Source organism: Vibrio sp. JCM 18905 (assembly GCF_055393305.1).
Genome location: NZ_AP043879.1, coordinates 1 through 24,574, shown reverse-complemented (window position 1 = coordinate 24,574; position 24,574 = coordinate 1). Strand labels below are relative to the sequence as shown.

Sequence of the window (24,574 nt, the reverse complement as noted above, 5' to 3'; positions counted from 1 at the left end):
GCACATTTGTTGTTGATAAAGATTCTCATCCATGGCTTATCTATCCGCAGTTACCCTACTTTGGGCATTCTCATTTAGCCTGATCGGCGTTTACCTCGCTGGTCAGGTTGATTCTTGGTTCTCGGTGTTCATGCGCGTGGCACTGGCGAGTCTGGTTTTCATTCCCTTTTTAAAATTCCGCGGCGTTAGCAAATCCTTAATCGCGAAACTGATGACGGTCGGTGGCTTTCAGCTCGGTCTGATGTACTGCTTCTACTACCAATCTTTTTTGCTCCTTTCCGTGCCAGAAGTATTGCTGTTCACCGTATTCACACCCATTTACGTCACTCTGATCTATGACTTCTTGAAAGGTCGCTTTTCACCTTGGTATTTGGTTACCGCGGCGATTGCTGTATTTGGCGCAGCCTGGATTAAGTTTGCAGGCATTAATGAAGACTTCCTGCTGGGCTTTTTGGTCGTACAAGGAGCAAACCTCTGTTTTGCCATTGGTCAAGTGGGCTACAAATACATCATGGAAAGTGAACCGGTTGATTTGCCACAACACACCGTGTTTGGTTACTTCTACTTAGGTGCGCTTTGTGTAGCAACCGTGGCTTTCGCTCTGGTGGGCAACCTCGACAAACTACCCACCACCGCAACGCAATGGGGCATTCTGACGTACCTTGGTTTAATTGCTTCCGGTTTTGGTTACTTCGCGTGGAACAAAGGCGCAACCATGGTGAACGCAGGAGCACTTGCAGTAATGAACAACGCATTAGTTCCGGCGGGTTTGATTGTGAACATTGTGATTTGGAACCGCGATGTTGATGTCATGCGACTCGCCATTGGCGGTGCGATCATCATGCTATCGCTATGGATTAACGAAACCTGGGTGAAAAAGCGCGTCGAAATGAGCTACGCCAAGAAGTAACGCAACCGCTCCCAACACACATACCGACAATAAAAAACGCTCTCCAACTGGAGAGCGTTTTTTTGGATTAGATTAATGCACTTTTACTTGCGAGCTTGCGCTCATCAACGCCTTAGGCGACGTTGGCAACAACACTTCTAGCTTCGCATTGCGCGCTTCCAGCTTGCGCTGACGCTTAAGTAACTTTTGTTGTTTTTTCGCTACTTTTAACAACTTCTTCTGCTGCTTATAATGCTTTTTCAGTGCTTTTTTCGCTTTCTTAAGCGATTTTTTATCCGCTAAATCAAACCATACTGGTACGTCGGTTCTTACTGGCTCCAGGGATTTTTCGGCTTGCTTTTTCTCTTTCACGCGCTCAACAACACGCTTCACAATCGCTGCTTTTTCGTTGCTTTGTTTTGTTGTCACAGGAATCGGTTGTACTGGCAGCGCTTCAGCCAATAAGCCACATGATTGTTGCTCGTTCAATGGCTTGTCTTGGCATTTTTGCGGCGGAATAGCGGCTGGCTTACACAGGGTATCTTTGGCCGCTGAAGAGCGTGCGCAAGAGCGACAAACAAACTTTGGTGCGACAACTAAACGATGGATGTCGCCAAGCTCCGCCGCGATCTGTTTACGACTCATTTTACATAAGCGTTTAGCCATTCTACTACTCCAGCTTCCCAATTATCGACCGCATCACAACAAGTGAAATAATAATAATTCTTAGTTAGATATACAGTCAGGGAGGAGAATTAGCAAGAGAAAACTATCAGTAACGATTCAGAAAGAGAGGCTTGATCACAGCACGATACACCGTACTGTGACAAGAAAAGTTGAGCGGTCAGGAAGTTATGCCATTGAGGCTTTAACGTAGACATCAAAGCGATTTTTTTTGGTTTCAATCGCCATAGTCGGCTTTTGCTCGTTCAGCCAGTTTGCATAGTCTGGCCGCTTCACCACCACGCGTTTTGTGGCTAACGCCATGGCAGGATCTAGCAAACCATCGGCGTCCAAATCGGCGCCAACCAACGATTGGAAAACGCGCATCTCTTTTTTTACGAGCGCCGATTTCTTCTTGTTTTCTGGGTGCGGATACATAGGGTCGAGATACACCACATCTGGCTGAACAAAGTCTTCATCTTGTGCCAGCTGTTCCAATGCATCATGACTGGAGGCATGGATCAGCGACATACGCTCTGATACCCAAGTTCCAATTTCAGGGTCTTGTTTCGCACGCGCTAAGCCGTCATCCAGCAACGCTGCGACTACCGGGTGTCGCTCCACCATCTGTACCTTACAGCCGAGCGAAGCCAAAACGAATGCGTCACGTCCCAGCCCCGCCGTGCCGTCTAGAACGGTTGGCGTTGCCCCTTTGTTCAAACCTGCGGCTTTTGCGATGGCTTGGCCCTTACCACCACCAAATTTTCGGCGATGTCCCACTGCGCCACCAATTAAATCGACAAAAATAGCGCCCAACTTTGGCTCATCCACTTTACGCAGCTCTAAACGCTCGGTGGTCAGCACCAAAGCAAAATCGCTCTCGTCAGTGTGAGAAAGCTGCCAGCGTGCAGCCAGTTCATCCAGATGAGGTTGTTGAGACGGGTCTTCACAGATCAATTGCAGTTGCAAAAGGAGGCTCCAATAAAAAATCGCGGTAACTGGCGCTGAGTGTATACCTAAGTTACCTCTCAATGCTAGGTTGAGCTTGATATGACAAGACTACTCAGCCGTCAGTCGCTCAACTAACTCAGAAAGCGGTTGAGGATGCCCAATACCGTAGCCTTGGCCATAATCCACACCAAGATCGATCAAATGCTGCATGACTTGTTCGTTTTCGACAAACTCCGCCACCGTCACTTTGCCTAGCTGTTTTGCCAGATCATTGATCGAGCGAACCATCACACGGTCCATTTCATTTACGTTGATATCTCGCACGAAAAGACCATCAATTTTCACGATATCAACGGGAAGTTTCTTTAAGTAGCCAAATGAAGACAAGCCCGAGCCGAAATCATCCAATGCAATCATGCAACCCAACGCTTTGAGCTTGGTGAAGAGCTCAATGGCTTGCTCAAGATTACTCATCGCTGCTGTCTCGGTGATTTCTAGACAGATTTTTTCACACGGCATGGACGAACGTTCCAATCGCTCCAATAAGAAATCGATAAACTCTTGATTCCCCATAGATTGACCTGAAAGGTTTATCGAACAACGGCCGAGTTTTTCAACCACCTCTGGGCGTTGCTCAAACCATTCTAGCGTTTGAGTAATGACCTGTTTATCAATCCAATGCGCAATGTTGTAGCGCTCGGAAGCCGGAATAAACAGTGCAGGAGAAACATAATCACCATATCCATTGCGAATGCGCACTAAAATCTCAAAATACATCTGAGCATCGTGCTGTTGTAAGCTTTTGATCGGTTGAGCAAACAACTCTAAACGCTGATTCGACAATGCCTCATGCACCAAATTGACGCTCTGCATTTCCATCTGGCGACGTTGTAGCTCTTCGTTATCTAAGCTGAACAGGTTGTAGCGGTTACGGCCTTGCTCCTTGGCGGCATGACACGCAGAGTCTGCTTGAGCGTGCACCATTTGCGGCGTCTCTGCCGTATGGTCGATGATACGAATACCAATAGAACAACTGATGAACAAGCGTGTATCTTCCCAAATAAAGAGATGTTCACTCAACGTCGAGATGATCAGTTTGGCGATATTAATGGCGCCGTATTCGTCGCAATCTTTGAGTAGTACCGCAAACTCATCGCCTCCCATTCGAGCCAAGATGGAATTGTATGGCAGCACTTCCTCTAACATGCTGGCGCAAAATTGAATCGCCGCGTCACCCGCATCATGCCCAACCGTATCATTGAGGACTTTTAGCTGATCTAAGTCGAGGTACAGCATCGCGTGGACGCGACGATGGCTGTCCACCTCACGCAGTGCGGTCTTGAGCTCTAGTTCAAAGTGGTTTCTGTTATAAGTCCCTGTCAGTAAGTCATAGCGCGCTTGATATTCCAGTTTCTCGGAAAGCTGTTTGGTTTCTGTAATATCTTCACCCACAATCAACAGCTGATCAGATTCACTCAGTGGACGAATATTCTCACGTACCCAAACACGATGACCATTTGCATGGCGATACTCGACTTCACGTCGCCAGACCCCATGCACCTGTTGATTGGGTTGCAATAGCACTTGGCGAGGAAACAGTACCTTGTCATCAAAATAAAACTCCCTCAGGCGGTGTCCGAGCATGTCCATCGGTTTGTAGCCGAGGAGTAGCTGAGCAAATCGATTCACTTCTTGAATGCGGTTATTGCTGTCGAGTGTCACCATCATGACAGGCTGTTGCTCATAATAGTTACGCAGGGTTGATTCGCGTTGATAGAGCTTATCTTCCATCAACTTACGACTAGTGATATCGCGCGCTTCAAACAAGTATTGCTTTTGATTTCCTACTTGCTGAGAAAAAGGCTTGAGTGAAATTTCCAACACCAATGTACCGTGCTCTTTACTCCAAATTTCAGCCTCAAACGTCGACACTTGATGGTGAGGCGCGTGGAAATACGCCTCAAGCAACGCTTGCGCTTTCTCACTCCAATTGGGATGAAACCAAAGTGGTCGATCTAAACGCAGCCCTTGGTGATACAGCAAAGATTGCAGGTGATCGTTGCCCGATTTAAGTACACCGTTGGCATCCAAAATGCCCATATACTGCATGCTCTGATCAAAAATCGATTCTAAGATGGCTTGGCTTTCTCGCGCGGCACTCTCACTGCGACGCATCCGCTGTAAATAGTAACCCATCAACAAAATGACCACCGACATCACCACAAATAGGCTACCAAACAAGCGAATTTCTTTGGCAAAACGCTCAGAAAACTTCATCGGTTTATTAAAAAACACCGCAGAGACCTCTTGCTCAGCACCCAGCCCCCAGCGTACTACAGCTTGATAATCGAGCTTGATTTCAGAATCACTTTTCTTCACGGCTGGCAGAGCTTGGTCAGGGTTATCCAATACAAACTCAAGTATCTCAGCGCTCTCAATGCCATGCCGATAACCACTCTGGATCACGCCACCAACCGCACCGTGCCCTAAGCCAATGTCGTGCACCATAAACAGCGGCGCATTTGAGGCTCTGTTAACGCCAATCCAGTCACGTTCACTGCCAACCACACCCTGTTTATCTCGGTAATAAGTCCAAAACAGGACTACTTTATCTTTATTCAGCTTCGCCACTTGTTGCTTTAAGTCAATGATACTGTCGGGAATAACTTGCACAATTTTGTCGCGATATTGCGGATGTTCATGTACAAAATCGTCGATTTGATAGCGTAATACCTCTCCCGTTACGGAATGGTCACTGACAATAAGAATTTGGGTGTAATCAGGGTGTAGTCGCTCTATGAGGGCTAAATTTGCCTCCAAATCGACATCTTCTGTTACTCCTGTTGCGTTCAGAGATTGGTGCAAAGAAGGATGATAATTGTTGATGCCGTTAAATATAACCGGGGTGTCTTTGATGATTGGCGCCAAACGCTGCATCAGTTCAAGCGCGTTGTTATCACTCACTAAAATGGCATCGAATCGTTCTTTGCTTAATTTCGTACGATATAAGGATTCAAGCTGAGCGAAAAACTGCTCACTCTGGTTACGTTTCGAGTCTAAATAGAGCACACGCATATCCAGCGATCGATCACCCAATTGCTGCTCGATACCTCGCTGTATGGAATCCGTCCAGAAAAAACCTTGATGATAGGAGTGCACGACCAAAACTTTCGGATCTGAGGCCGCGGCAAACGCGCTCCAACATAGCGCGACAATAACCAGAAAACGCTGCACATTATCTCCATAGCTCGGAGTTAACCCGCAGTTACTCCTGCCAAACCTTGTGAATCCTATCCGCTATGAGTATAAAAGGGAGGTAAAACTCTATCCCTAACGGAAATAATAGTATGAATGCGAGCCTGCCGAAACTCGACGACCTTGACCGCGCAATATTAAAAACACTGATGGCTGACGCCAGAACGCCCTACGCAGAAATGGCAAAGCAGTTCGATGTCAGCCCTGCCACTATCCATGTGCGTATTGAGAAGATGAAATCGGCTGATATCATCGAAGGAACGGAGGTGATCGTAAACACCAAAAAGCTCGGCTACGATGTGTGCTGCTTCATTGGAATTAACCTAAACGCAGCTCGTGATTACCATTCCGCGCTAGAAAAACTCAACGCGCTCGACGAAGTCGTTGAAGCTTACTACACCACGGGCGCGTATAACATATTCGTCAAATTGATGTGCAAATCGATTGAAGAACTGCAATTTGTGCTGATTGATAAGCTGCAAGCCATTGATGAGGTTCAGTCTACGGAGACATTAATATCGCTGCAGAACCCAATTAACCGCAGTGTGAATCCGTGAATTTTTTATAAAAAATGGACAAAAAAGGCCAACCGAATGGTTGGCCTTAGTATTTTTGGAAAGACAGCGTGCGCTTACGCTGCAATACCAGAATGGCGCAATAGCGCATCAATTTGTGGTTCACGACCACGGAAGCGCTTAAACAGCTCCATTGGCTCTTCACTGCCACCCATTTCTAGGATGTTATTCAGGAAGCTTTGACCCGTTTCTTTGTTGAAGATACCTTCTTCTTCAAAGCGAGAATACGCGTCTGACGACAGCACTTCAGCCCACAGATAGCTGTAGTAACCCGCGCTGTAACCACCAGCGAAGATGTGACCAAAGCTGTGCGAGAAGCGCGCCCACTCAACAGCTGGAACCACCGCAACTTTCTCTTTCACTTTCGCCAGCGTTTCTAAAACGCGTGCACCCACTTCTGGGTCGTATTCGGTGTGCAGAGTAAAGTCGAACAAACCGAATTCTAGCTGACGCAAAATACCCATCGCCGACTGGAAGTTTTTCGCCGCGAGCATCTTATCTAGCATCGCTTTTGGCAACGGCTCGCCTGTCTCATAGTGACCAGAAATGAACGCCAGTGCGTCCTCTTCCCAACACCAGTTTTCCAGGAACTGACTTGGCAATTCAACCGCATCCCAAGGTACGCCATTAATGCCTGATACCGCGCCAGTTTCTACTTGCGTCAGCATGTGGTGGATGCCGTGACCAAATTCATGGAAAAGTGTCACAACTTCATCGTGCGTAAACAGTGCTGGCTTGTCGCCCACTGGACGGTTGAAGTTACACGTTAGGTAAGCCACCGGCGTTTGCAGTTCGCCAGAGAGCGTAATACGACGACCACGACAGTCATCCATCCACGCGCCGCCACGTTTGTGCTCACGTGCGTAGAGATCTAAGTAGAAACTGCCACGCAGTGCGCCTTCAGCGTCAAAGATATCGAAGAAACGCACAGATTCGTGCCAAGTGTCCACGCCTTCGCGCTCAGTAACTGTCATGCCAAACACGCGGTTTAGCACTTCAAACAGACCACTGACAACCTTAGACTCAGGGAAGTACGGGCGCAGTTCTTCATCCGAGATTTGGAACAAGTGCTGCTTTTGTTTCTCGCTGTAGTAAGCAATATCCCACACATTCAATTCTTCAACGCCAAACTCACTTTTCGCAAACTGACGCAACTCTTCGACTTCACGTTCACCTTGCGGTTTCGCACGTGTCGCTAGGTCATTCAAGAAGCCCAACACTTGATCTGGCGTTTCGGCCATTTTCGTTGCTAACGATTTCTCGCTGTAAGTATTGAAACCCAACATGCGTGAAATTTCGTGACGCAGTCTCAGTTGCTCAGTAATGATTTCTGAGTTGTCCCACTTACCAGCATTTGGACCGCGATCAGAGGCGCGTGTTACATACGCTTCGTACACTTCTTTACGCAACTCTTGGTTGTCGCAGTACGTCATGACAGGTAGGTAAGATGGGATATCCAGCGTAATGAGGTAACCATCTAGCTCTTTTGCTTCTGCCGCGGCTTTCGCTGCTGCCAGCGCCGATTCTGGCATGCCAGCAAGGTCTTTCTCATCCGTGATGTGCTTGGTCCAACCCATGGTGGCATCCAGTACATTGTTAGAGAATTTAGAGCTGAGCTCAGACATGCGCTTGCTGATTTCGCCGTAACGGTGCTGCTCATCGGATGGCAAACCAATACCCGATAACTCAAAGTCTCGTAGCGCATCGGTGATGGTTTTTTGTTGAGCGCGAGTCAGCGTTGCGAATGCATCACTGGCTTTAATTGCTTTGTACGCTTCGTACAGGCCTTTGTGCTGACCAACCCAAGTGCCGTATTCCGACAAAATTGGCAAACAACTTTCGTACGCTTCACGCAGATCTTCGCTGTTCACCACGGAGTTCATGTGACCCACTGGCGACCAAATGCGGCTTAAGCGGTCATCCGCTTCTTCAATTGGCGCAATCACACTGTCCCAAGTTGGGTGAGCATTATCTTTTAGAACTTCATCGATTTTCGCTCGGCAGTCAGCAATCGCTTGTTCAACGGCTGGCTTGATGTGTTCTGGTTTAATTTGAGAAAACGGAGGTAAGTCCGTAAACGTCAGAAGAGGATTAGACATGAATAATTCCTTTTGTGTTTTGACTCTGTGATTGCCTGTCTATTTTGTGTAGATAGGCCAACTCAATGTACAGACGAGCCAGCAACATGGATTGGGGGAGCTCCGTTCCCTTTCTCTATGCTGCGATGACCATATAGTCAACGAGCGCTACTCTGTCCTTGAGTCTTGTTATACCTAAATGAGATTTCACACTCTTTGAGCACGAGAAACTCACCTAGTTCAATTCGATTACCAATAGTAAGTGTGGGTGACTTAAAGAAATTTCAATAGTGAGCCCCTAGTTAGAGGAACGGATTTGATTGGAAGTTCTACATCTTTAAGTTACTTGAGTATAATACCGCCATAGAGTGAAAATCACAGACCACACTCAACCAAAGAGTGTTTCGAGAGTTTAATTTGTTAAGTTACCGCCACAGCTTCCACGCTGGCAACCATGCCGACGTGGTCAAACACATCGTTCAAAGCCTCATTCTTGATGCGCTGAAACAAAAAGATAAAGCGTTCGTTTATCACGATACCCACTCGGGTGTGGGCCGTTACGATCTGACTCACGAATGGTCTGAAAAAACGGGCGAATACAAACAAGGCATCGCGCGTATTTGGGATAACCCAAATATTCCTGAAGACATCAAAAGCTACATCGATGCCATCAAAGTACTCAACAACGGCGAAAAACTGCGTTACTACCCAGGTTCACCACGTGTGGCACGTGCGCAAATCCGCCCACAAGATCGCATGGTGCTGACGGAGCTGCACCCAGCCGATCACCCGCTGTTGGAGCAAGAATTCCATCGCGATCGCCAAGTGAGCATCTTCAAAGAGGACGGGTTCCAGCGTCTAAAAGCAAGCTTACCACCACAAGAGCGTCGTGGTTTGGTGCTGATTGACCCACCATACGAGCTCGCGAAAGAGTACCGCGATGTAGTGCGAGCGATTCATCAGAGCCATAAGCGTTGGGCAACCGGTATCTACGCGATTTGGTACCCAGTGGTAAACCGTCACGACATCGAAGATATGATCGAAGGCCTGGAAGCACTGGGCATTCGTAAAATTCTGCAAATCGAGTTAGGTGTCGCACCCGATACCAACGAGCGCGGCATGACGGCATCCGGCATGATTGTGATTAACCCGCCGTGGAAACTGGAAAGCCAGATGAAAGAGATTCTGCCATTCCTGCAAGACGCGATCGCACCAGCTACCGGCCACTGGAAAGTGGACTGGATTGTTCCAGAGTAAGCTCATCTGCACCGAAACCTTCTAGCGCAACGACATTTTCGTTGCGCTTTTTTATGCTCTCAACTCCGCCGTCTGATCGCGCTTATTCTTCTTTTTATACCTCTCATCGCTATTTGTCATAAGTAATGTCGCTTTTTCCCATTTAGGAATTCGTTACATTCGATTTATGATAGTGGGATAACGGTGGCATTGAGTTCAGGCAAGGTCATCCCAATCTATCTATGTACCAGATAAAATTTATAAGCTCTTGGAGAAAGTAATGGCGACTCATTTTGACTATATCTGTATCGGTGGCGGCAGTGGCGGCATCGCATCTGCAAACCGTGCGGCGATGTACGGCGCGAAAGTTGCGCTAATCGAAGCTCAAGACCTTGGTGGCACCTGTGTCAACGTAGGTTGTGTACCGAAAAAAGTGATGTGGCATGGCGCGCAAATCGCAGAAGCAATGAACCTGTACGCAGAAGATTACGGTTTTGATGTCGACGTGAAAGGTTTCGACTGGAGCAAACTGGTTGAGAGCCGTCAGGCATACATTGGTCGTATTCACCAATCTTACGATCGCGTTCTTGGCAACAACAAAGTAAACGTGATTAAAGGCTTTGCTAAGTTTGTTGACGAAAAAACTGTCGAAGTAAACGGTGAACATTACACAGCAGATCACATCCTGATCGCGGTTGGTGGTCGTCCTACTATTCCAAACATTCCAGGTGCTGAATACGGCATCAATTCAAACGGCTTCTTCGACCTAGCAGAACAACCAAAACGCGTTGCGGTTGTGGGCGCTGGCTACATCGCAGTTGAAATTGCTGGCGTACTGCACGCGCTAGGTACAGAAACGCACCTGTTCGTACGTAAAGAGTCACCACTACGTAGCTTCGATCCAATGATCATCGATACGTTGGTTGAAGTGATGGACGCAGAAGGCCCAACACTGCACACCCATTCTGTACCAAAAGAAGTGGTAAAAGAAGCCGATGGCAGCCTAACTCTGCACCTAGAAAACGGTGAGAGCCAAAACGTTGACCAACTAATCTGGGCAATCGGCCGTCACCCAGCGACAGACGCAATCAACCTAGCGTCAACCGGCGTGGCAACGAACGAAAAAGGCTACATCAAGGTAGACGAATACCAAGAAACCAACGTGAAAGGCATCTACTGTGTGGGTGACATCATGGAAGGCGGTATCGAGCTAACACCAGTAGCAGTGAAAGCGGGTCGTCAACTTTCTGAGCGTTTGTTCAACAATAAACCAAACGCGAAGATGGACTACGATTTGGTTCCAACTGTGGTATTTAGCCACCCACCAATCGGCACTATCGGTCTTACAACGCAAGAAGCGGAAGAGAAGTACGGCAAAGACAACATCAAAGTCTACACATCTGGCTTTACTGCGATGTACACCGCCGTTACTAAGCACCGTCAACCATGTAAGATGAAGCTTGTATGTGCGGGCGAAGAAGAAACGGTTGTTGGTCTGCACGGCATCGGTTTCACGGTAGATGAAATGATCCAAGGCTTCGGCGTAGCAATGAAGATGGGCGCAACCAAAGCAGACTTCGACTCTGTTGTGGCTATCCACCCAACGGGCTCAGAAGAGTTCGTTACCATGACAGGTTAGTGTAGGAAAAACATCTTACACACATAAATAAATCTGGAAAATAATTACGCACTGACCATACTGTATGTATGGTCAGTGGTTTTCTAGGTAAATTTATGTATCTCATCCAATCAAACAATGTCTACAAACAGACAGAGTTATCAGTCAGTGATAACAACTGTCAATGTTCTCCTGTTGAGGGGAATATTGGCTCACTGCCTACACTGTTTAATCAAGATGGTTCGTTCAACCACGAAGCAAATAGTTACCTCTTCTACCAAAAAACCATCAAAGCAGCTAAAGACCTATCCCCCTGCGCTCAAGCGTTACATGCTTACTACCAATTCCTTGAAGACAAACAATTAGCATGGGATAAATTCCCTCCCGTCAAAAGACTAAAACCAACTTATCTTTTCCGTTCTCACCTGTTAAAACAAATCAAGAATGGTGAATTAGCTCACAGCACAGCAAGCGTCCGAATGAATCAAATTGTTAACTACTACAAGTGGTTAATGCATGATGGTTGCTTGAAAATCAAGAACGAGAAAGAGGCTCCTTTTAAGATGGAGTTTGTATCCGTTCAAAGCACTGGGATGCTAGCGCACATATCGCCAACATTTACCGTTGAAACGAGTGACTTGCGAATAAAAGTACCAAAGGATGCAAGCAGTAAAAACATTCGACCTTTATCCCCACTCTCTCAAGAGTCACTGAATATTCTGACTCAGCACCTTCCTAACGCATCCGATGAATTACGCTTGCAGGTGTTAATCTCCATAGATACGGGAATGCGAATTCAAGAGGTGGCAACGCTCTCCCTGAATGCACTTGATACCGCAACACCCTTGGTTGAAAGTGAGCATCGTTACGAGATAATTTTATCCCCTCAATCGACTGGGGTTCAAACTAAATACTCAAAGCAAAGGCGTGTAGAAATCTCATCAGAGCTGCTAACCACACTAAATGAATACCGTACCGCTGAGCGCAGAATCAAACGACTAAACAAACTCAATGCCCAATTAGAATCACTGCCCGAAGATAAGTCTTCACTCAAGCAAGAAACTATCGAAAGGCTTGAACTGTGTGAGCGTCATGAGCCTCTTTTTGTAAGTGAGCAAGGAAATACCGTTACAGCCAAATCAATTGAAGCTAGGTGGATAGAACTTAGAACTTCCATCAAGAAAACCTCCCCTTCCTTTATCCATCGTTTCCATGACCTACGCTCAACCTATGGTACATACCGACTAAATGACTTGCTTGAGGCTGGACTAACTCCAACGGAGTGTATGGAGCTTCTAATGGGCTGGATGGGGCATAGAAACGAATCAACGACTTGGAAATATCTGCGTTATTTGCAACGCAAAGAAGCGTTCAAAGTGAAGTTTGGCATTTTAGATAGCATCATGCACGAAGCGCTAGGTGGTGAGGATGAGTGATAATGTTTCATACCTTCACGGCTGGGATTCAAAGCTTTGTTTTCAGTTAGATACGCAAAGCAATAACCTCGTAGACTTTAATCGTTTTTTGGTTAAGCACTTTCCTGCCACGAATAAATTACAGCAAGGCGGCCAATTTGAAGATGCAAATCGTAAAAGCTTTGTGAATCAAATCAAGACTTGCTTTGCTGAAAAAATAGAAGAAGGGGTAAGTCATAACACTCTAATTTCTCATTACATGCTTTGGTCTCAATACTTACGCTGGTGTGATCAAAATAATGCGACTGCCTTTACACAAAAATCACTCGAAGGCTATATGTCTCACCTGCACACAAGAGTTATGCAAGGGACACTAAAAAGCTCAACTTATCAACAGAATTTCTCTTGTTATAGGGTACTATTTCGAGATTATTTAGATTTACCATCAAACTATTTTAACTCAGTAGTGGTTATTAATAAGAATGATTCCGAATCATTTGAAGCCTATACACGCAGTGATTTAAATCAATTACTCCCTTTTCTGCGTAGTCTGTTCAGACAAACTTACTTTCAATTCATTGCGTCGCCTGAAACGCATATCAATACTAACAAAGGCCGGCCCACTATGACTTTTAAGTGGAAAGGTCAGGTCTATAAGCTATTTGGTGGTATATCAAAAATGATGAGTGCGGCTACGTACCTATTGTCTTATTACACCTATGCAAATACCAGTGATTTATTACAACTACCCCAGCCAAATAGTGCATCTACGTCAACTGAAGAAGTTTGGCACACTATGCCTGCATTTAAGCGTAGAGCATTTAAAACCATTCAGATTGAAATGGGCGAACATACACTGGAAATTCCGAAATATGCAATGCAATTTTTTGACAACTTACTCAATGCCTCCCGCTTAATATCAACGGATAAAAACGCAACACTGCTTCAAACCGTAACACAGCGACAAAGCACACCGATGAATAAGTTCGTTTTACAAAACTTCTTAAATCTCTGGGTTGAAAAACATTTTACATTCGTCGATCAAACTGGACGCCGATTACGCCCCATGGTAAGTCGCTTTCGTGAAACAGGTGCACAGTTAACGGCCTATCACCAAGGAGAAATGGTGAATGACATCATGTTAGGAAATACCCTTAACACGAGGCAAAGACACTACAGCGAAGGAAGCCGAATAGCCAACAACGGCATGATGCAAGATGCGATGTCGATACGAGAAGAAGAGATTAAAGCGGGTGTAAACGCCAAAGAGGCTCAGGCCAATTTAAATATTAATGTTTTAGTCATAGAAGAAGAGAATAAAATCAATTTACCTAATCTGAGTCGAACTCCAAATGGTGCGAGTTGCGCTACTCCCTTTGGAGAGAGGTCCGAAAGGTACACTAAGAAAGCCTTCAAGCAAGGTTTGCTAAATGAAGGAGAAAAACTGTCTTGTGCTGATTTGCTGAGTTGTTTTGGTTGCCCCAGCCAGGTGATTGTTCAATCGCTCCCAGATATTTGGTGCCTACTCAGCTTCAAAGCGTGTATTGAAGAATCGCTATACATGCACCTTGACGCTCACCACTATAGGCAAAACTTTGAAAAAGTCGTGGCATTCATAGACGAAAAAATCTTGCCTAACATAAGCCAAAAGCTACTAAAACAAGTAGAAACGAAACTTGATAATGAAGGCTATCACCCACTTTGGAGTGATGCCAACTCCGTTCAAGGGATGTTGCAATGAAAAATAATCACTTATATGTTTCGAATTTCCCCGAAAACCATAAAGTACACCCCATAGATATTATTAATCTGTATCATGAAGGACGATTTGATGAACTGAATGACGTCGTAATTTGTAAAGATAAAAACGGTAATGTAACAGCTACTTTTGGACAAAGTGTTTGGGCTTGCCACCCTTTTTCGCGAAACAGGACAAAAAATACATTAGACTTCTCAAAATTTGACTCTGCACCTGAATTACAGCGCGAACTAAAAGTACTCACCTCAGGATGGCTTTTTTGTACCAATCAAAAAACCAAAAAAGCGCTTCGCTTTTTAACTGTTTACTCTCAACTAAGCTCCATTAAGAAAGTTTACACATTCTTAATGCAACAAAACCAGAAATCATTATCTACACTATCCTCTGCGTCATTTAGGTTAAAACTTGACAACTACCTTCAACGACAAGGTTATGCTCAACAAACACTTGTAAGGGCATTTGTTGCTATCAATGGAGCAATCCACTATGAAAATTGGCACAAAATCCTCTTGGGTATCAAGCCTATACTTTCTCAAAAGGAAGCCCGAAGACTAAGTGACAAAGGCAATCAGCAATTTCTGGTGATTCCAGAACGGTTATGCCATGCCATCTATGGCAAAGCGATAGCACTAATTGAAGAAGCGTTACCTCACGCAGGGCTCTTGGCCGATACAGAAAGCGCACTACAAGACAACTATAATGAAGGTAAGAAGGCTTTAGATCGTAACGTTCAACAGGGTTACACCTATGCCTTTTTGAATGATGATGGGAGCATAAATACCCGCAAATACGCATCTCTCGTTCCTCACTACCAACCTCATGAGCGAAAAAATATCATTCGCCCACTAAAAGACAAACTGCCTGGCATTGCCCTTAACGACGCAAATGATTTTAGACGTTACATAGGGCAACTAATTACCGCTAGCTACATTGTCTGTGGTGGATTCAGCGGAATGCGAGACTCAGAGCTAGACAAGCTAACACCAAATAGTTATTACGAAGACTCCTTGAGCGGTCGAGTTCACCATATGTTGCAATCTCATACCTTTAAATTAGGTGAAAAATGCGAGACGTGGGTAACAGCTGCCATTTCCAAGTCAGCAATAGACTTAATGACGATTCTGACTAAACGCTGGCGAAATGAAACTGTATACCCTGATGAAAAGTATGCAGATTCATTGTGGGTGAATCAGGGGGCTCGCTCAGTACAACCTAGAGTAATCACGAATTGGAACTTACGATTAAAGCGTTTTTGTAAGCAATTTGGTTTTCTAGTCACAGAAGATGATTATCAAGAATGCTTAGCCTCCAACCCTCGCTCGCTAGATAGAATAAAAACATTAGTTATTCCCGGTAAACCATGGCCTATGAGCACTCACCAATTTAGGCGCACACTAGCGTTTTACTGCGTGAAGAACCGTTTAGGAACACTAGTTGCCCTCAAGCAGCAGTTTAAGCACTTATACCTATCGATGACAGAGTGGTATACCAACGGAGGAAAGCTGGCGAGTTTACGAGACTTGAAGGTAGATACAAAAATACAGCAGACACTCGAAGAAATTAATGCTGAAACCACTGCCAACAAAATCTTTAAACAATGGCACTCAGATGAAACATTATCAGGTACGCATGGCAAAGCGATCATGAAAATGCGTGGGGATGTTCCCACCATCTATAGTTCATGGGATGTGATATATCGAGCAGTCAAAGAGGGTAAACTTACGCTTCATGGCTCTTTACATAGCTACTGCAAAAATGGATACAATTGCGATATGGATGGTGTTTTCATGCCTCAATTCTGTGTCGATTGTGGTTCCGGCAGTAGCATCATTGATGAGCAACAAGCTAAGTGGTGGCAGAGAAAGCACCGAAGCTTAACAACTCATATGGCTTATGGTGACGATATATCGGTAACAGACAGAAGTCACTATATTACTCAAATTAGGGCGGCAGAAAACGTGATGCGAGATTTTGGTATGGAATTTACGGCCTTTGAAGCAGAACTAGCCGTGATGGAGATTTAGGCATGGGGAAAAGTGAAAATACACTCGTTGCGCTAGAAGCTGCTTTAGACCGAATTGCTAAAGGAAAACCCAGGCGGATCCCTACTCATCGTAAGCTCAGTGTGAGAGCCGTTGAAGAAGAAGCAAATTTGGGTAATGGCAGTGGTTATTACTACCCTGATTTTGTTGAAAAGGTTAAAAAGACCAAAGCAGAAATTGCGGCAGGCAAAGGTGAAATCATCCGGCCAGAGGTCCAGACGGTACGTGCAAAGCTGAACGCGGAAAAGCGCATCAAGGATAACTTCAAGGCCAAGTATGAGAGCGAACGGGAGAAGCTAGCCCTTTTCTCGGCTGCACAACACCATCTCAACGACAAGCTGGTTCAGGCATTGGCTCGTATCGATGATCTTGAGTATGAGAATGCGGAGCTTCGAGAAGAGCTTGCCAAACTGAAAAGGAGCAAGGTCGTGCCAATTAAATAGAGCTGCCCTTACACCTTATATCCCCACTTGATGTGCACCTCAAGTGGGGCTCACACCTAAAGTGGAGATGCAGAAGTAGAAGGCGCCCATTATGAAGGTTTTGGACATTTACGTTTTAGAAACATTGCTAAATTAGCAAAGTTTGAATTACTAAAAGTATGGAAAAAGTCTCTTACGAGAGTCTTCAATATCACTGGATCAGAGCAGGTCGTGTCGTCACGCTTTATGAGCAGTATTTGAGTACAAAAACTACAACTCACCCAAGAGCTATCAGCACTTTCTTGATAAGTTTCAATCTCTGCAACTCCAAGGCTGCACGCCTATCATTATCCCCGACGCTGGCTTTAGAAATACATGGTTCAGACAACTCGCCAACAAATGTTGGTTCTGGCTTGGAGGTGTATGTGGTGAAGTATCGATTAAGTGTAATGAGGGCTCTTGACAATGGAATAAAACGTTTTATCCCCAAGCAACAGATAAGTCGCTATTTTTAGGAGGAAACCAACTTGCTAAGCGCTCACCGCTTCAGCACTTTGCTTACTTATACAAAAGTCGCCCCAAAGGCAGAAAAGCCCATCGCCATAGTCGAACCTGCCAAAAACACTCGGCAGGAAAAGTGTTCTATAAAGGAGCGAAAGAACCTTGGCTTCTGGTGACCAACATTCCCATCATGTGCTTAACGGCATTCATATCACCCGTTTGTACGCAAAAATAATGCAAATTGAAGAGTCGTTCCGAGATCTAAAAAGTCCAGCCTACGGGTTGGCGCTACGTCATAACCGGACACGTTGCACCAAACGCATAGATATCCTGTTGCTCATGGCATTGATGACCGAAATCATCATGTGGGGGTAATTTCGAGGGGATCCGCCAGAGCCTTGTTAAGATGTGAGGTACGTAATATTAATGCTACGGCTTATCACTCCAACAACTAAACTCTACGCGAAGGCAAAGCTGTACGCGTTTTAATTCACTCTTAAACGACTTTACATGCGTATTTTTCCAACTGCGAGTACTAAACTTTTTGTACGATCACGTTGGATTAAATATAAGATTTCTACGGCGTAAAATGGACTTGTTTTTCTTGCAAGGACCAACTCATTTAAGAATGAACCCATAAATCTTTACCCAATAAAGGCACTACAATACTAACTTAGATTCACACCTTCTATATCCAATTGTAATACAACATTCGCATAACGCCGCTTTTTAGGGAGGTGGCAACATTATATTAGTTACCATACTACCGATCATCTCCAAAATGTATCAGAAGTATTCATGCACATCGTCTTGTGCACTTAGAGCAATCCAACTATATTACCTCATCACAGTAAAGAGGACATTTATGTGTCGATGCCAAGCCTGTTTCTAAGAATACAAGATCCATCACTTAAAAATGCCATCGCTTCTTGCCAGGAACTGAACAAATTTCGTCTGCATGACATCAATGCCGCAGACCAATGGATTGAAGATTTCCTACAACTCAAACCGGAAGTTGCGATTGTTGAAGCCACCCACTTTACTAGCGCAGATTACCAGCGCCTTTCTAATATCGAAGACATCTACGATATGGACTTGATCATCATTAGCTCTGGTGCTCCAAACGAAAATTTGGATAAGCTGATGAACTTAGGTGCAATTTTTCACTATAGAAAACCCGTCGATATTGCTATTTTGACGGACACCCTAGGCGAAGTCAGCCAGTACTATCAGCAAAAACAAGATCAAGGACGTAAAGTGTCCACTAGCGATCTCGACCAATTTGGCCTTTTGGTGGGTTCCTCATCACCAATGCATCAGCTCTATCGCATGATCCGACGCGTCGCTAAAACAGAAGCCAACGTCCTCATTGTCGGAGAAAGTGGCTCAGGTAAAGAGTTAGTGGCACAGACCATCCATTTAGCCAGCGATCGTAAGCAACAACCCTTTATCGCGATTAACTGTGGTGCGATTAGTCCAGAGTTGGTCGATAGTGAACTGTTTGGCCATGAAAAAGGCGCTTTTACCGGAGCGAATAAAACTCACCAAGGTGTATTTAAGCAGGCAGAAGGCGGCACCCTATTTTTAGATGAAATCACCGAGATGCCTATCGAGCATCAAGTGAAGTTATTGCGGGTGCTAGAAACCGGAGAGTATCGCCCAGTTGGCAGTAATACGGTTCATATCGCTAATACTCGCATCGTTGCTGCTACAAACCGTGATCCTAAAATCGCCATTGAGGAGCAGTTCCTGCGTGAAGATCTGTTTTTCCGGTTATCGCATTTCCCATTAACGATACCGCCACTGCGAGAACGAGGCGGTGATATCGTCGGTCTGGCCAAGCACTTTATTGCGCACCGCAACGCCAATGAGGCAAAAACCAAAACGATTCTTGACTCTGCGATCCAAAAAATCGCTGTACACAATTGGCCAGGTAATGTCCGTGAGCTCAAACACACGATCGAGCGCGCCTTTATTTTGGCTGATGACACTATCCGAGATGAACACCTGATCTTCGACACACCACCATTGGAAACAGGCACCAGCATCGAAGACCTTGTTCCGGCGGGCGTCTCGCTAGAGGAGATCGAGAAAGCTGCCATTATCAATACCCTTGAAGAGAATCAAGGTAATAAAACGGAATCAGCGCAGGAGTTAGGCATTAGCGTGAAAACACTCTATAACAAACTCGAAAAGTATCAAGACGAGTAATTTACTGTGAGCAAATTATGAAACACCTACCATCGTATTGTTATGGTAGGTATCGAACTAAGACGACACTTCAGCAATTTAAAAGTTTAAAAGTTTAAAAGGGTCTGTAGAGCGTTTGAGTACTATTTATCAATCGTTAACCCGAAAAAATAGAAATTCCAGTAACGTTGCTCGTAGCCAACAGCAATCATAGGCTTAGTGACTTTTTATTGCCCCTCGAGTGTTGGATGCCACTTAGTCATCGGGGAATAAGGCTTTCCTATTACCTAGATAAGCAACCTAAAATTAGGCGGCGGTAGGCATTCAAAACCTGGCGATGCAATCAAATAACCTTGAACTAAATCGATATCCAAGGACTGGAGAAATGTCATTTCTTCTAGAGTTTCTACTCCTTCAGCCAATACGGAAACTCCAAGCTGCTGAAACATACTGACGCAGTTTTTAACAATAATTTGACGACTAACAGAAGAGTTAATGTCACGAATTAACCCCATATCAAGCTTAGCAACATTGGGTTGAAGGTCTGCTAATAAACTTAAACCGGAATGACCAGCACCAAAGTCATCAATGGCGGTTAAAAAACCAAGCTTTTGATAGTACTCGACAATATTTTTCAGATGTTGAGTATCTTTTATTCGCTCTCCCTCTGTAAACTCGAACATAATTTTGCTAGTTGGAAAGTTATATTTTTTAGCTAAACGCAACGTAGTTGCTAAACAGCGCTCTGGCTCATAGACTGCATTGGGTAAAAAGTTGATGCTTAAGACAGAGTCTAAACCCAACTCTGCGGCTAATTGTATCGCTTTGGATCTACACTGCTGATCAAAGCTGTATTTATTCTCTGCATTCACTTGAGACAAGACAGAATAAGCAGATTCATTTGTCACCCCTCTAACCAAAGACTTGTTGCCTTTTTAGGTCCCAAATAGGCTGAAAAGACATGCTGAAATCACTAAATTGTACTTTTCGACATGTACAATAATCACATTTAGCTTTGGGCTTTATATCCATCTCTTGAACCATATCCCTTTAAACCTTCACGATTTTAACGCCCTTTTTGGGTAAACTAAGGGTAATATATCAGCCTATGACGTTAACTACGGTACATTGAGATCTCATAATTAGTTTTTAATAAAAATACTTCTCCACTAATTTCGTATAACTTCATTTCAATTCCTTGTATATTAAGCTTTGTGATCAATAACTAAAAATTATAACGACGTATCTGATTAAGCCGGTTGGAAAGTACTTCTGTAGAAGTTAAGTTAGATAGCCCCGACTTTGCTACAGTTATTTTCAAACTATGTCAAAGTCTACGCTTCTTGTTTGTATCGCTCTTTTTTACCTTCCTTTACCTCTACCTTAGCCTTAAACCTCAAGGCTAAGGTAGAGGCCTAAAAAATTTATTTAGTGCGGTATTCAGTACTAAGAGGAAGACAGAATCGGCGTGGTCAATGTTCGACTATCCCTTCCTCATCCCCCCTAAAGCTCAGAGAGTTACGGTTGCAAGCCCGCTAGTCACTTATTTTTTAATCATGAAACCGTGGTCACTAATGATAAGACTGCTCAGACCATGGCGACTTGTTTTCGCGCAACCTATTGAAGAAACGAAACCACCCATAAAACCAAACAAGAAAATATAAAAAAAGAACATAGTTGCATATAAATTAATAATCAATTATGTTGATTTACATATAACAATTATAAAGGTCAGTTAAATTTTGACGATAACTTTATTGACTCAACGGGTAAGTACACTCCATTGGTATCATTGGCTTGTACTTTTTTTGTCAGCCGTGCTCACTCTTACCGCTTGGGCGGTAACCTCGAGTCAGGTGGAACAAAAAGCAAAAACTCAATTTGAGTTTCAAGCCCATCAGTTGGTCGAACTCGTACAAGAGCGGATGTCGAAATATGAGGAGGCACTGCTCGCAGGAGTGTCAGCCTTACATATGTATCAAGCGCCTGCCTCAAGAGCAGACTGGAAAATTTTTGCTGACCAGTTTGATGTCCCTCGACACTTTCCAGGCATCAACGGTATTGGTGTTATTCACTACGTTCCTGATAACAAAATAAAGCGGTATTTAGAATGGCAAAGAAAGCAACTGTCTGAATATGTGCCGCATCCTGCTCGAACTGCTTCCGAATATTGGCCTATTACCTACATTGAACCAATGCAAAATAACCTAAAGGCCGTGGGACTAGACATGGCACATGAAAACAACCGATACACCGCAGCCAAAAACGCCAGATTAACAAATGCAGCCACCATCACTGCTCCAATTACCTTAGTTCAAGACTCAGAAAAGGCGCCGGGTTTTCTGTTTTATGCTCCCTGGTTTTCTGATGAAGTTCCTGAGTACTACGGAGATACAAAAGATGGTTTCTTAGGTTTAGTTTACGCCCCATTTATTGTAAATAAATTGATGAACGGGACTCTCTCTGGAGAGAAACGACTCGTGAATTTCAGTCTCTATGATAATCAAGAATTACTGTACAGTGATCTTAATGTATCAAACATGCGCCATCATTCAGATCCGCACTTTACACAAACTCTAGAGTTGAATATATACGGTAGAGTTTGGACCTTCGTTATTCAAAGTTCGCCGTTGTTTGAAGCGCAGCAAAATACCACTCAACCTCTGCTTATTCTTGTCTTCGGTATTATCGTGGATGTCTTGTTATTTATACTATTTCTCATGTTGGTTCGTGAAAAAGATCGAGTCGATGAGTATGCAAAGCATTTGACCAAAGATTTGCAATTGCGCACAGACAAGTTAGAAACGGTCACAAAAGACCTTCAAGTCAGAAATCAAGCATTGCAAGAGGCAAATAGAGAACTTGATCAGTTCGCCTATGTCGCCTCTCATGATCTGAAAGCTCCTTTACGCGGTATTTCCCAGCTAGTGACTTGGTTAATCGAGGAATTATCGGAGTTTTTAACCCCTCAAACAGAACAATATGCGTCTTTGCTGAGCAACCGCGTGCAGAGGTTGGAAAAACTGTTGGATGATTTACTCGCTTACTCTCGTGTGGGGCGTAAGCCTGGCCAGCTAGGGAGATTTAATCTCGAGCAATATTGTGAAGAGACATTAGAACTGATTTCTCCCCAACGTAAGATCTCTTTGGTTTGCCACAACCATATCGGAGAGTTTGAGACATTAACGACACCTCTTGAATTAATACTTCGTAATTTAATCAGCAACGCCGTCAAACATCACCACAAGGAAATAGGAACCATTTATGTCTCAGGAGAGGATATCGGAGACATGTATCAGTTTGTGGTTGAAGATGATGGACCAGGGATCCCAGAACAATTCAGGGAGAGAGTGTTTGAATTGTTTCATACCTTACAACCGAGAGACACTGTTGAGGGAAGTGGTTTAGGTCTTTCTATTATTAAGAAAGTTCTGGATTTATACTCATGCCATTATTCTATTGACTCTAGCTCACTCGGAGGATGTGCTTTTCGTTTCTCATGGCCCAAAAATAACCCCGTACTCGTTAAGGAAGCCTCATGACATCCCCTGAATGTAAACCTGTTAATATTCTCTTAGTGGAAGACGATGATATTGATGCAATGGGCATCAAGCGAGCACTCAACACTTTGAAGTTACTTAACCCTATTTACCGAGCTAGAGATGGAATAGAAGCCTTAGAATGCTTGCGAAATGGGGAAATACCTCCCCCTTGTATTGTGCTTCTCGATTTAAACATGCCTCGAATGAATGGACTTGAATTTCTTGGTGAAGTGAGAAGAGATGATGAGCTCTGCTCTCTAGTGATTTTTGTGCTAACCACCTCGAGAAGAGATGAAGAAATTACGGCAGCGTATGAAAAAATATCGCAGGTTACATGGTCAAATCTTCGGTGAGCCAGGACTTTAATGAAGTTCTTGCTTTTTTAGATAACTACTGGCGCATCGTAGAATTACCAGTTCAATGACTCATGGCGGCAGCATATGAAAGTATTAATTATTGATGACGATACCATCGATAGACTTGCAATTAAGAAAACATTGCATAGTACAGATTTGCCTATCTCGATAATAGAAGAAGCGCAAACTGCTCATGAAGGATTAGACAAAGCCCTTAAACAATCTTTTGATGTGATTTTACTGGACTATCAACTGCCACCATCAACGGGGATGGAAGTGCTCATTGCACTCAAATCAAATTCGGATTTTTCCACGTCAATTGTCATGCTCAGCCATAGTAATGACGAAGATTTGGCTTTGAAATGTATTGAGATGGGTGCTCAAGACTTCGTGATGAAAAATGAAATTTCTTCGATCCGCTTGAGAAGAGCGATTATCATCGCAACAGAGCGCTACTTTTTAGAGCAAAAGGTACTCGAGACTCACACTCAGCTAAAACAACTGGCTGAGACTGACACGTTAACAGGGGTATTTAATCGACACTTTTTTGATGAGCGCTTAAAGAAATTTTTACTCATGGCTTCACGCAGTCAAACACCTTTAGCGCTCTTGCTCATCGATGTGGATCGTTTTAAAGACATCAATGACCAATATGGACATGTCACGGGAGATCATGTTTTACAGGAAGTAGCACAAAGACTTCAATGCAACACTCGAGATAGTGATTCTTTATTTCGTATAGGCGGTGACGAGTTTGCAGTGATTGCAACTAACTTAGCGTCTGAAGGGCAGGTTGACTTAATTGTACGACGTATACTCTCTGCGTTTGAAAGTAATTTCAACATTGACCAGCAATGTATTGAAGTTTCTATTAGCATCGGGGTAGCCAGTTATCCTGAGTGTGCTTCAAACTCATTAGAATTGAGAAAGTGTTCGGATATCGCGCTATACAGGGCAAAAGAGAAAGGTCGAAAACAGGCACAGTACTATTCTAAAGCCTTTCATGATACGGTTGATCAACGTTTACGCATTGAAAGTAACCTTAAGCAAGCCATACAAAAAGAGGAATTCGAATTACATTA

At 44.3% G+C, this 24,574-nt stretch carries 16 protein-coding genes and 2 pseudogenes; 13 read left to right on the top strand and 5 right to left on the bottom strand.

What is annotated here, in order from left to right; translation table 11 throughout:
• The first annotated feature begins 31 nt into the window (after nt 1-31).
• A complete protein-coding gene (locus ACZ5ZC_RS08310) occupies nt 32-910 on the top strand; it encodes a carboxylate/amino acid/amine transporter (protein WP_464931825.1) in 879 nt (292 codons plus the stop codon).
• Nucleotides 911-982: 72 nt separating this feature from the next.
• Here the strand turns inward: ACZ5ZC_RS08310 and ACZ5ZC_RS08305 are convergent, their stop codons facing one another.
• The 3 genes from ACZ5ZC_RS08305 to ACZ5ZC_RS08295 all read right to left on the bottom strand — a co-directional run bounded on the left by ACZ5ZC_RS08305 (nt 983) and on the right by ACZ5ZC_RS08295 (nt 5,737).
• Nucleotides 983-1,555 (bottom strand): hypothetical protein, encoded by a 573-nt coding sequence (locus ACZ5ZC_RS08305; protein ID WP_054867774.1) that lies wholly within the window; start codon nt 1,553-1,555, stop codon nt 983-985.
• A 186-nt stretch (nt 1,556-1,741) separates the two neighbouring features.
• Complete coding sequence (locus ACZ5ZC_RS08300) at nt 1,742-2,521, bottom strand: class I SAM-dependent methyltransferase (RefSeq protein WP_005394395.1); 780 nt, start codon at nt 2,519-2,521, stop codon at nt 1,742-1,744.
• A 90-nt stretch (nt 2,522-2,611) separates the two neighbouring features.
• Nucleotides 2,612-5,737, bottom strand: coding sequence for an EAL domain-containing protein (locus tag ACZ5ZC_RS08295; RefSeq protein WP_005394394.1), 3,126 nt, complete (start codon nt 5,735-5,737; stop codon nt 2,612-2,614).
• Nucleotides 5,738-5,850: 113 nt separating this feature from the next.
• Here ACZ5ZC_RS08295 and asnC point away from each other — a divergent pair, with 113 nt between their 5' ends.
• A complete protein-coding gene (gene asnC, locus ACZ5ZC_RS08290) occupies nt 5,851-6,315 on the top strand; it encodes a transcriptional regulator AsnC (RefSeq protein WP_005394393.1) in 465 nt (154 codons plus the stop codon).
• Nucleotides 6,316-6,389: 74 nt separating this feature from the next.
• Here the strand turns inward: asnC and prlC are convergent, their stop codons facing one another.
• Complete coding sequence (gene prlC, locus ACZ5ZC_RS08285; RefSeq protein ID WP_006741761.1) at nt 6,390-8,432, bottom strand: oligopeptidase A; 2,043 nt, start codon at nt 8,430-8,432, stop codon at nt 6,390-6,392.
• A gap of 396 nt (nt 8,433-8,828) precedes the next feature.
• Between prlC and ACZ5ZC_RS08280 the strand changes: the two genes are divergently transcribed.
• The 8 genes and pseudogenes from ACZ5ZC_RS08280 (at nt 8,829) to ACZ5ZC_RS08245 (ending at nt 19,615) form a co-directional block, all read left to right on the top strand.
• On the top strand, nt 8,829-9,668 hold the full coding sequence (locus tag ACZ5ZC_RS08280) for a 23S rRNA (adenine(2030)-N(6))-methyltransferase RlmJ (RefSeq protein WP_054867837.1): 840 nt from the start codon (nt 8,829-8,831) through the stop codon (nt 9,666-9,668).
• A gap of 259 nt (nt 9,669-9,927) precedes the next feature.
• Nucleotides 9,928-11,286, top strand: a complete 1,359-nt coding sequence (gene gorA / locus ACZ5ZC_RS08275) for a glutathione-disulfide reductase (RefSeq protein WP_464931824.1) — start codon at nt 9,928-9,930, stop codon at nt 11,284-11,286.
• A 95-nt stretch (nt 11,287-11,381) separates the two neighbouring features.
• Nucleotides 11,382-12,701 (top strand): tyrosine-type recombinase/integrase, encoded by a 1,320-nt coding sequence (locus ACZ5ZC_RS08270; RefSeq protein ID WP_464931823.1) that lies wholly within the window; start codon nt 11,382-11,384, stop codon nt 12,699-12,701.
• Complete coding sequence (locus ACZ5ZC_RS08265) at nt 12,694-14,421, top strand: hypothetical protein (RefSeq protein WP_139059537.1); 1,728 nt, start codon at nt 12,694-12,696, stop codon at nt 14,419-14,421. Before ACZ5ZC_RS08270 ends, ACZ5ZC_RS08265 begins: the two co-directional genes overlap by 8 nt.
• A complete protein-coding gene (locus ACZ5ZC_RS08260; RefSeq protein ID WP_086585865.1) occupies nt 14,418-16,463 on the top strand; it encodes a hypothetical protein in 2,046 nt (681 codons plus the stop codon). Before ACZ5ZC_RS08265 ends, ACZ5ZC_RS08260 begins: the two co-directional genes overlap by 4 nt.
• 2 nt (nt 16,464-16,465) lie before the next feature.
• Nucleotides 16,466-16,924, top strand: a complete 459-nt coding sequence (locus tag ACZ5ZC_RS08255) for a hypothetical protein (RefSeq protein ID WP_054868430.1) — start codon at nt 16,466-16,468, stop codon at nt 16,922-16,924.
• Between the two features lie 206 nt (nt 16,925-17,130).
• Nucleotides 17,131-17,773, top strand: a pseudogene (locus ACZ5ZC_RS08250) (IS4 family transposase); the annotation flags it as partial.
• A gap of 498 nt (nt 17,774-18,271) precedes the next feature.
• The gene (locus ACZ5ZC_RS08245; protein WP_054868429.1) at nt 18,272-19,615 is read left to right on the top strand and encodes a sigma-54 interaction domain-containing protein; all 1,344 of its coding nucleotides are present in this window, start codon (nt 18,272-18,274) and stop codon (nt 19,613-19,615) included.
• A 266-nt stretch (nt 19,616-19,881) separates the two neighbouring features.
• Here the strand turns inward: ACZ5ZC_RS08245 and ACZ5ZC_RS08240 are convergent.
• Nucleotides 19,882-20,638: pseudogene (locus tag ACZ5ZC_RS08240) on the bottom strand (EAL domain-containing protein).
• Nucleotides 20,639-21,450: 812 nt separating this feature from the next.
• On the opposite strand from ACZ5ZC_RS08240, the gene ACZ5ZC_RS08235 reads away from it, so the two are divergent.
• The 3 genes from ACZ5ZC_RS08235 to ACZ5ZC_RS08225 form a co-directional block, all read left to right on the top strand.
• Complete coding sequence (locus ACZ5ZC_RS08235) at nt 21,451-23,136, top strand: CHASE domain-containing protein (protein WP_464931822.1); 1,686 nt, start codon at nt 21,451-21,453, stop codon at nt 23,134-23,136.
• Nucleotides 23,133-23,489, top strand: coding sequence for a response regulator (locus ACZ5ZC_RS08230; RefSeq protein ID WP_464931821.1), 357 nt, complete (start codon nt 23,133-23,135; stop codon nt 23,487-23,489). Before ACZ5ZC_RS08235 ends, ACZ5ZC_RS08230 begins: the two co-directional genes overlap by 4 nt.
• Before the next feature lie 87 nt (nt 23,490-23,576).
• Nucleotides 23,577-24,574, top strand: a 998-nt coding sequence (locus ACZ5ZC_RS08225) for a response regulator (RefSeq protein ID WP_464931820.1), incomplete at its 3' end; no start/stop codon positions are given.

Coding starts and splice junctions, on each gene's coding strand:
- ACZ5ZC_RS08255 (WP_054868430.1), top strand. CDS start 16,466: ATGGGGAAAAGTGAAAATACACTCGTTGCGCTAGAAGCTGCTTTAGAC.
- asnC (WP_005394393.1), top strand. CDS start 5,851: ATGAATGCGAGCCTGCCGAAACTCGACGACCTTGACCGCGCAATATTA.
- ACZ5ZC_RS08265 (WP_139059537.1), top strand. CDS start 12,694: ATGAGTGATAATGTTTCATACCTTCACGGCTGGGATTCAAAGCTTTGT.
- ACZ5ZC_RS08230 (WP_464931821.1), top strand. CDS start 23,133: ATGACATCCCCTGAATGTAAACCTGTTAATATTCTCTTAGTGGAAGAC.
- ACZ5ZC_RS08310 (WP_464931825.1), top strand. CDS start 32: ATGGCTTATCTATCCGCAGTTACCCTACTTTGGGCATTCTCATTTAGC.
- ACZ5ZC_RS08305 (WP_054867774.1), bottom strand. CDS start 1,555: ATGGCTAAACGCTTATGTAAAATGAGTCGTAAACAGATCGCGGCGGAG.
- ACZ5ZC_RS08260 (WP_086585865.1), top strand. CDS start 14,418: ATGAAAAATAATCACTTATATGTTTCGAATTTCCCCGAAAACCATAAA.
- ACZ5ZC_RS08270 (WP_464931823.1), top strand. CDS start 11,382: ATGTATCTCATCCAATCAAACAATGTCTACAAACAGACAGAGTTATCA.
- gorA (WP_464931824.1), top strand. CDS start 9,928: ATGGCGACTCATTTTGACTATATCTGTATCGGTGGCGGCAGTGGCGGC.
- prlC (WP_006741761.1), bottom strand. CDS start 8,432: ATGTCTAATCCTCTTCTGACGTTTACGGACTTACCTCCGTTTTCTCAA.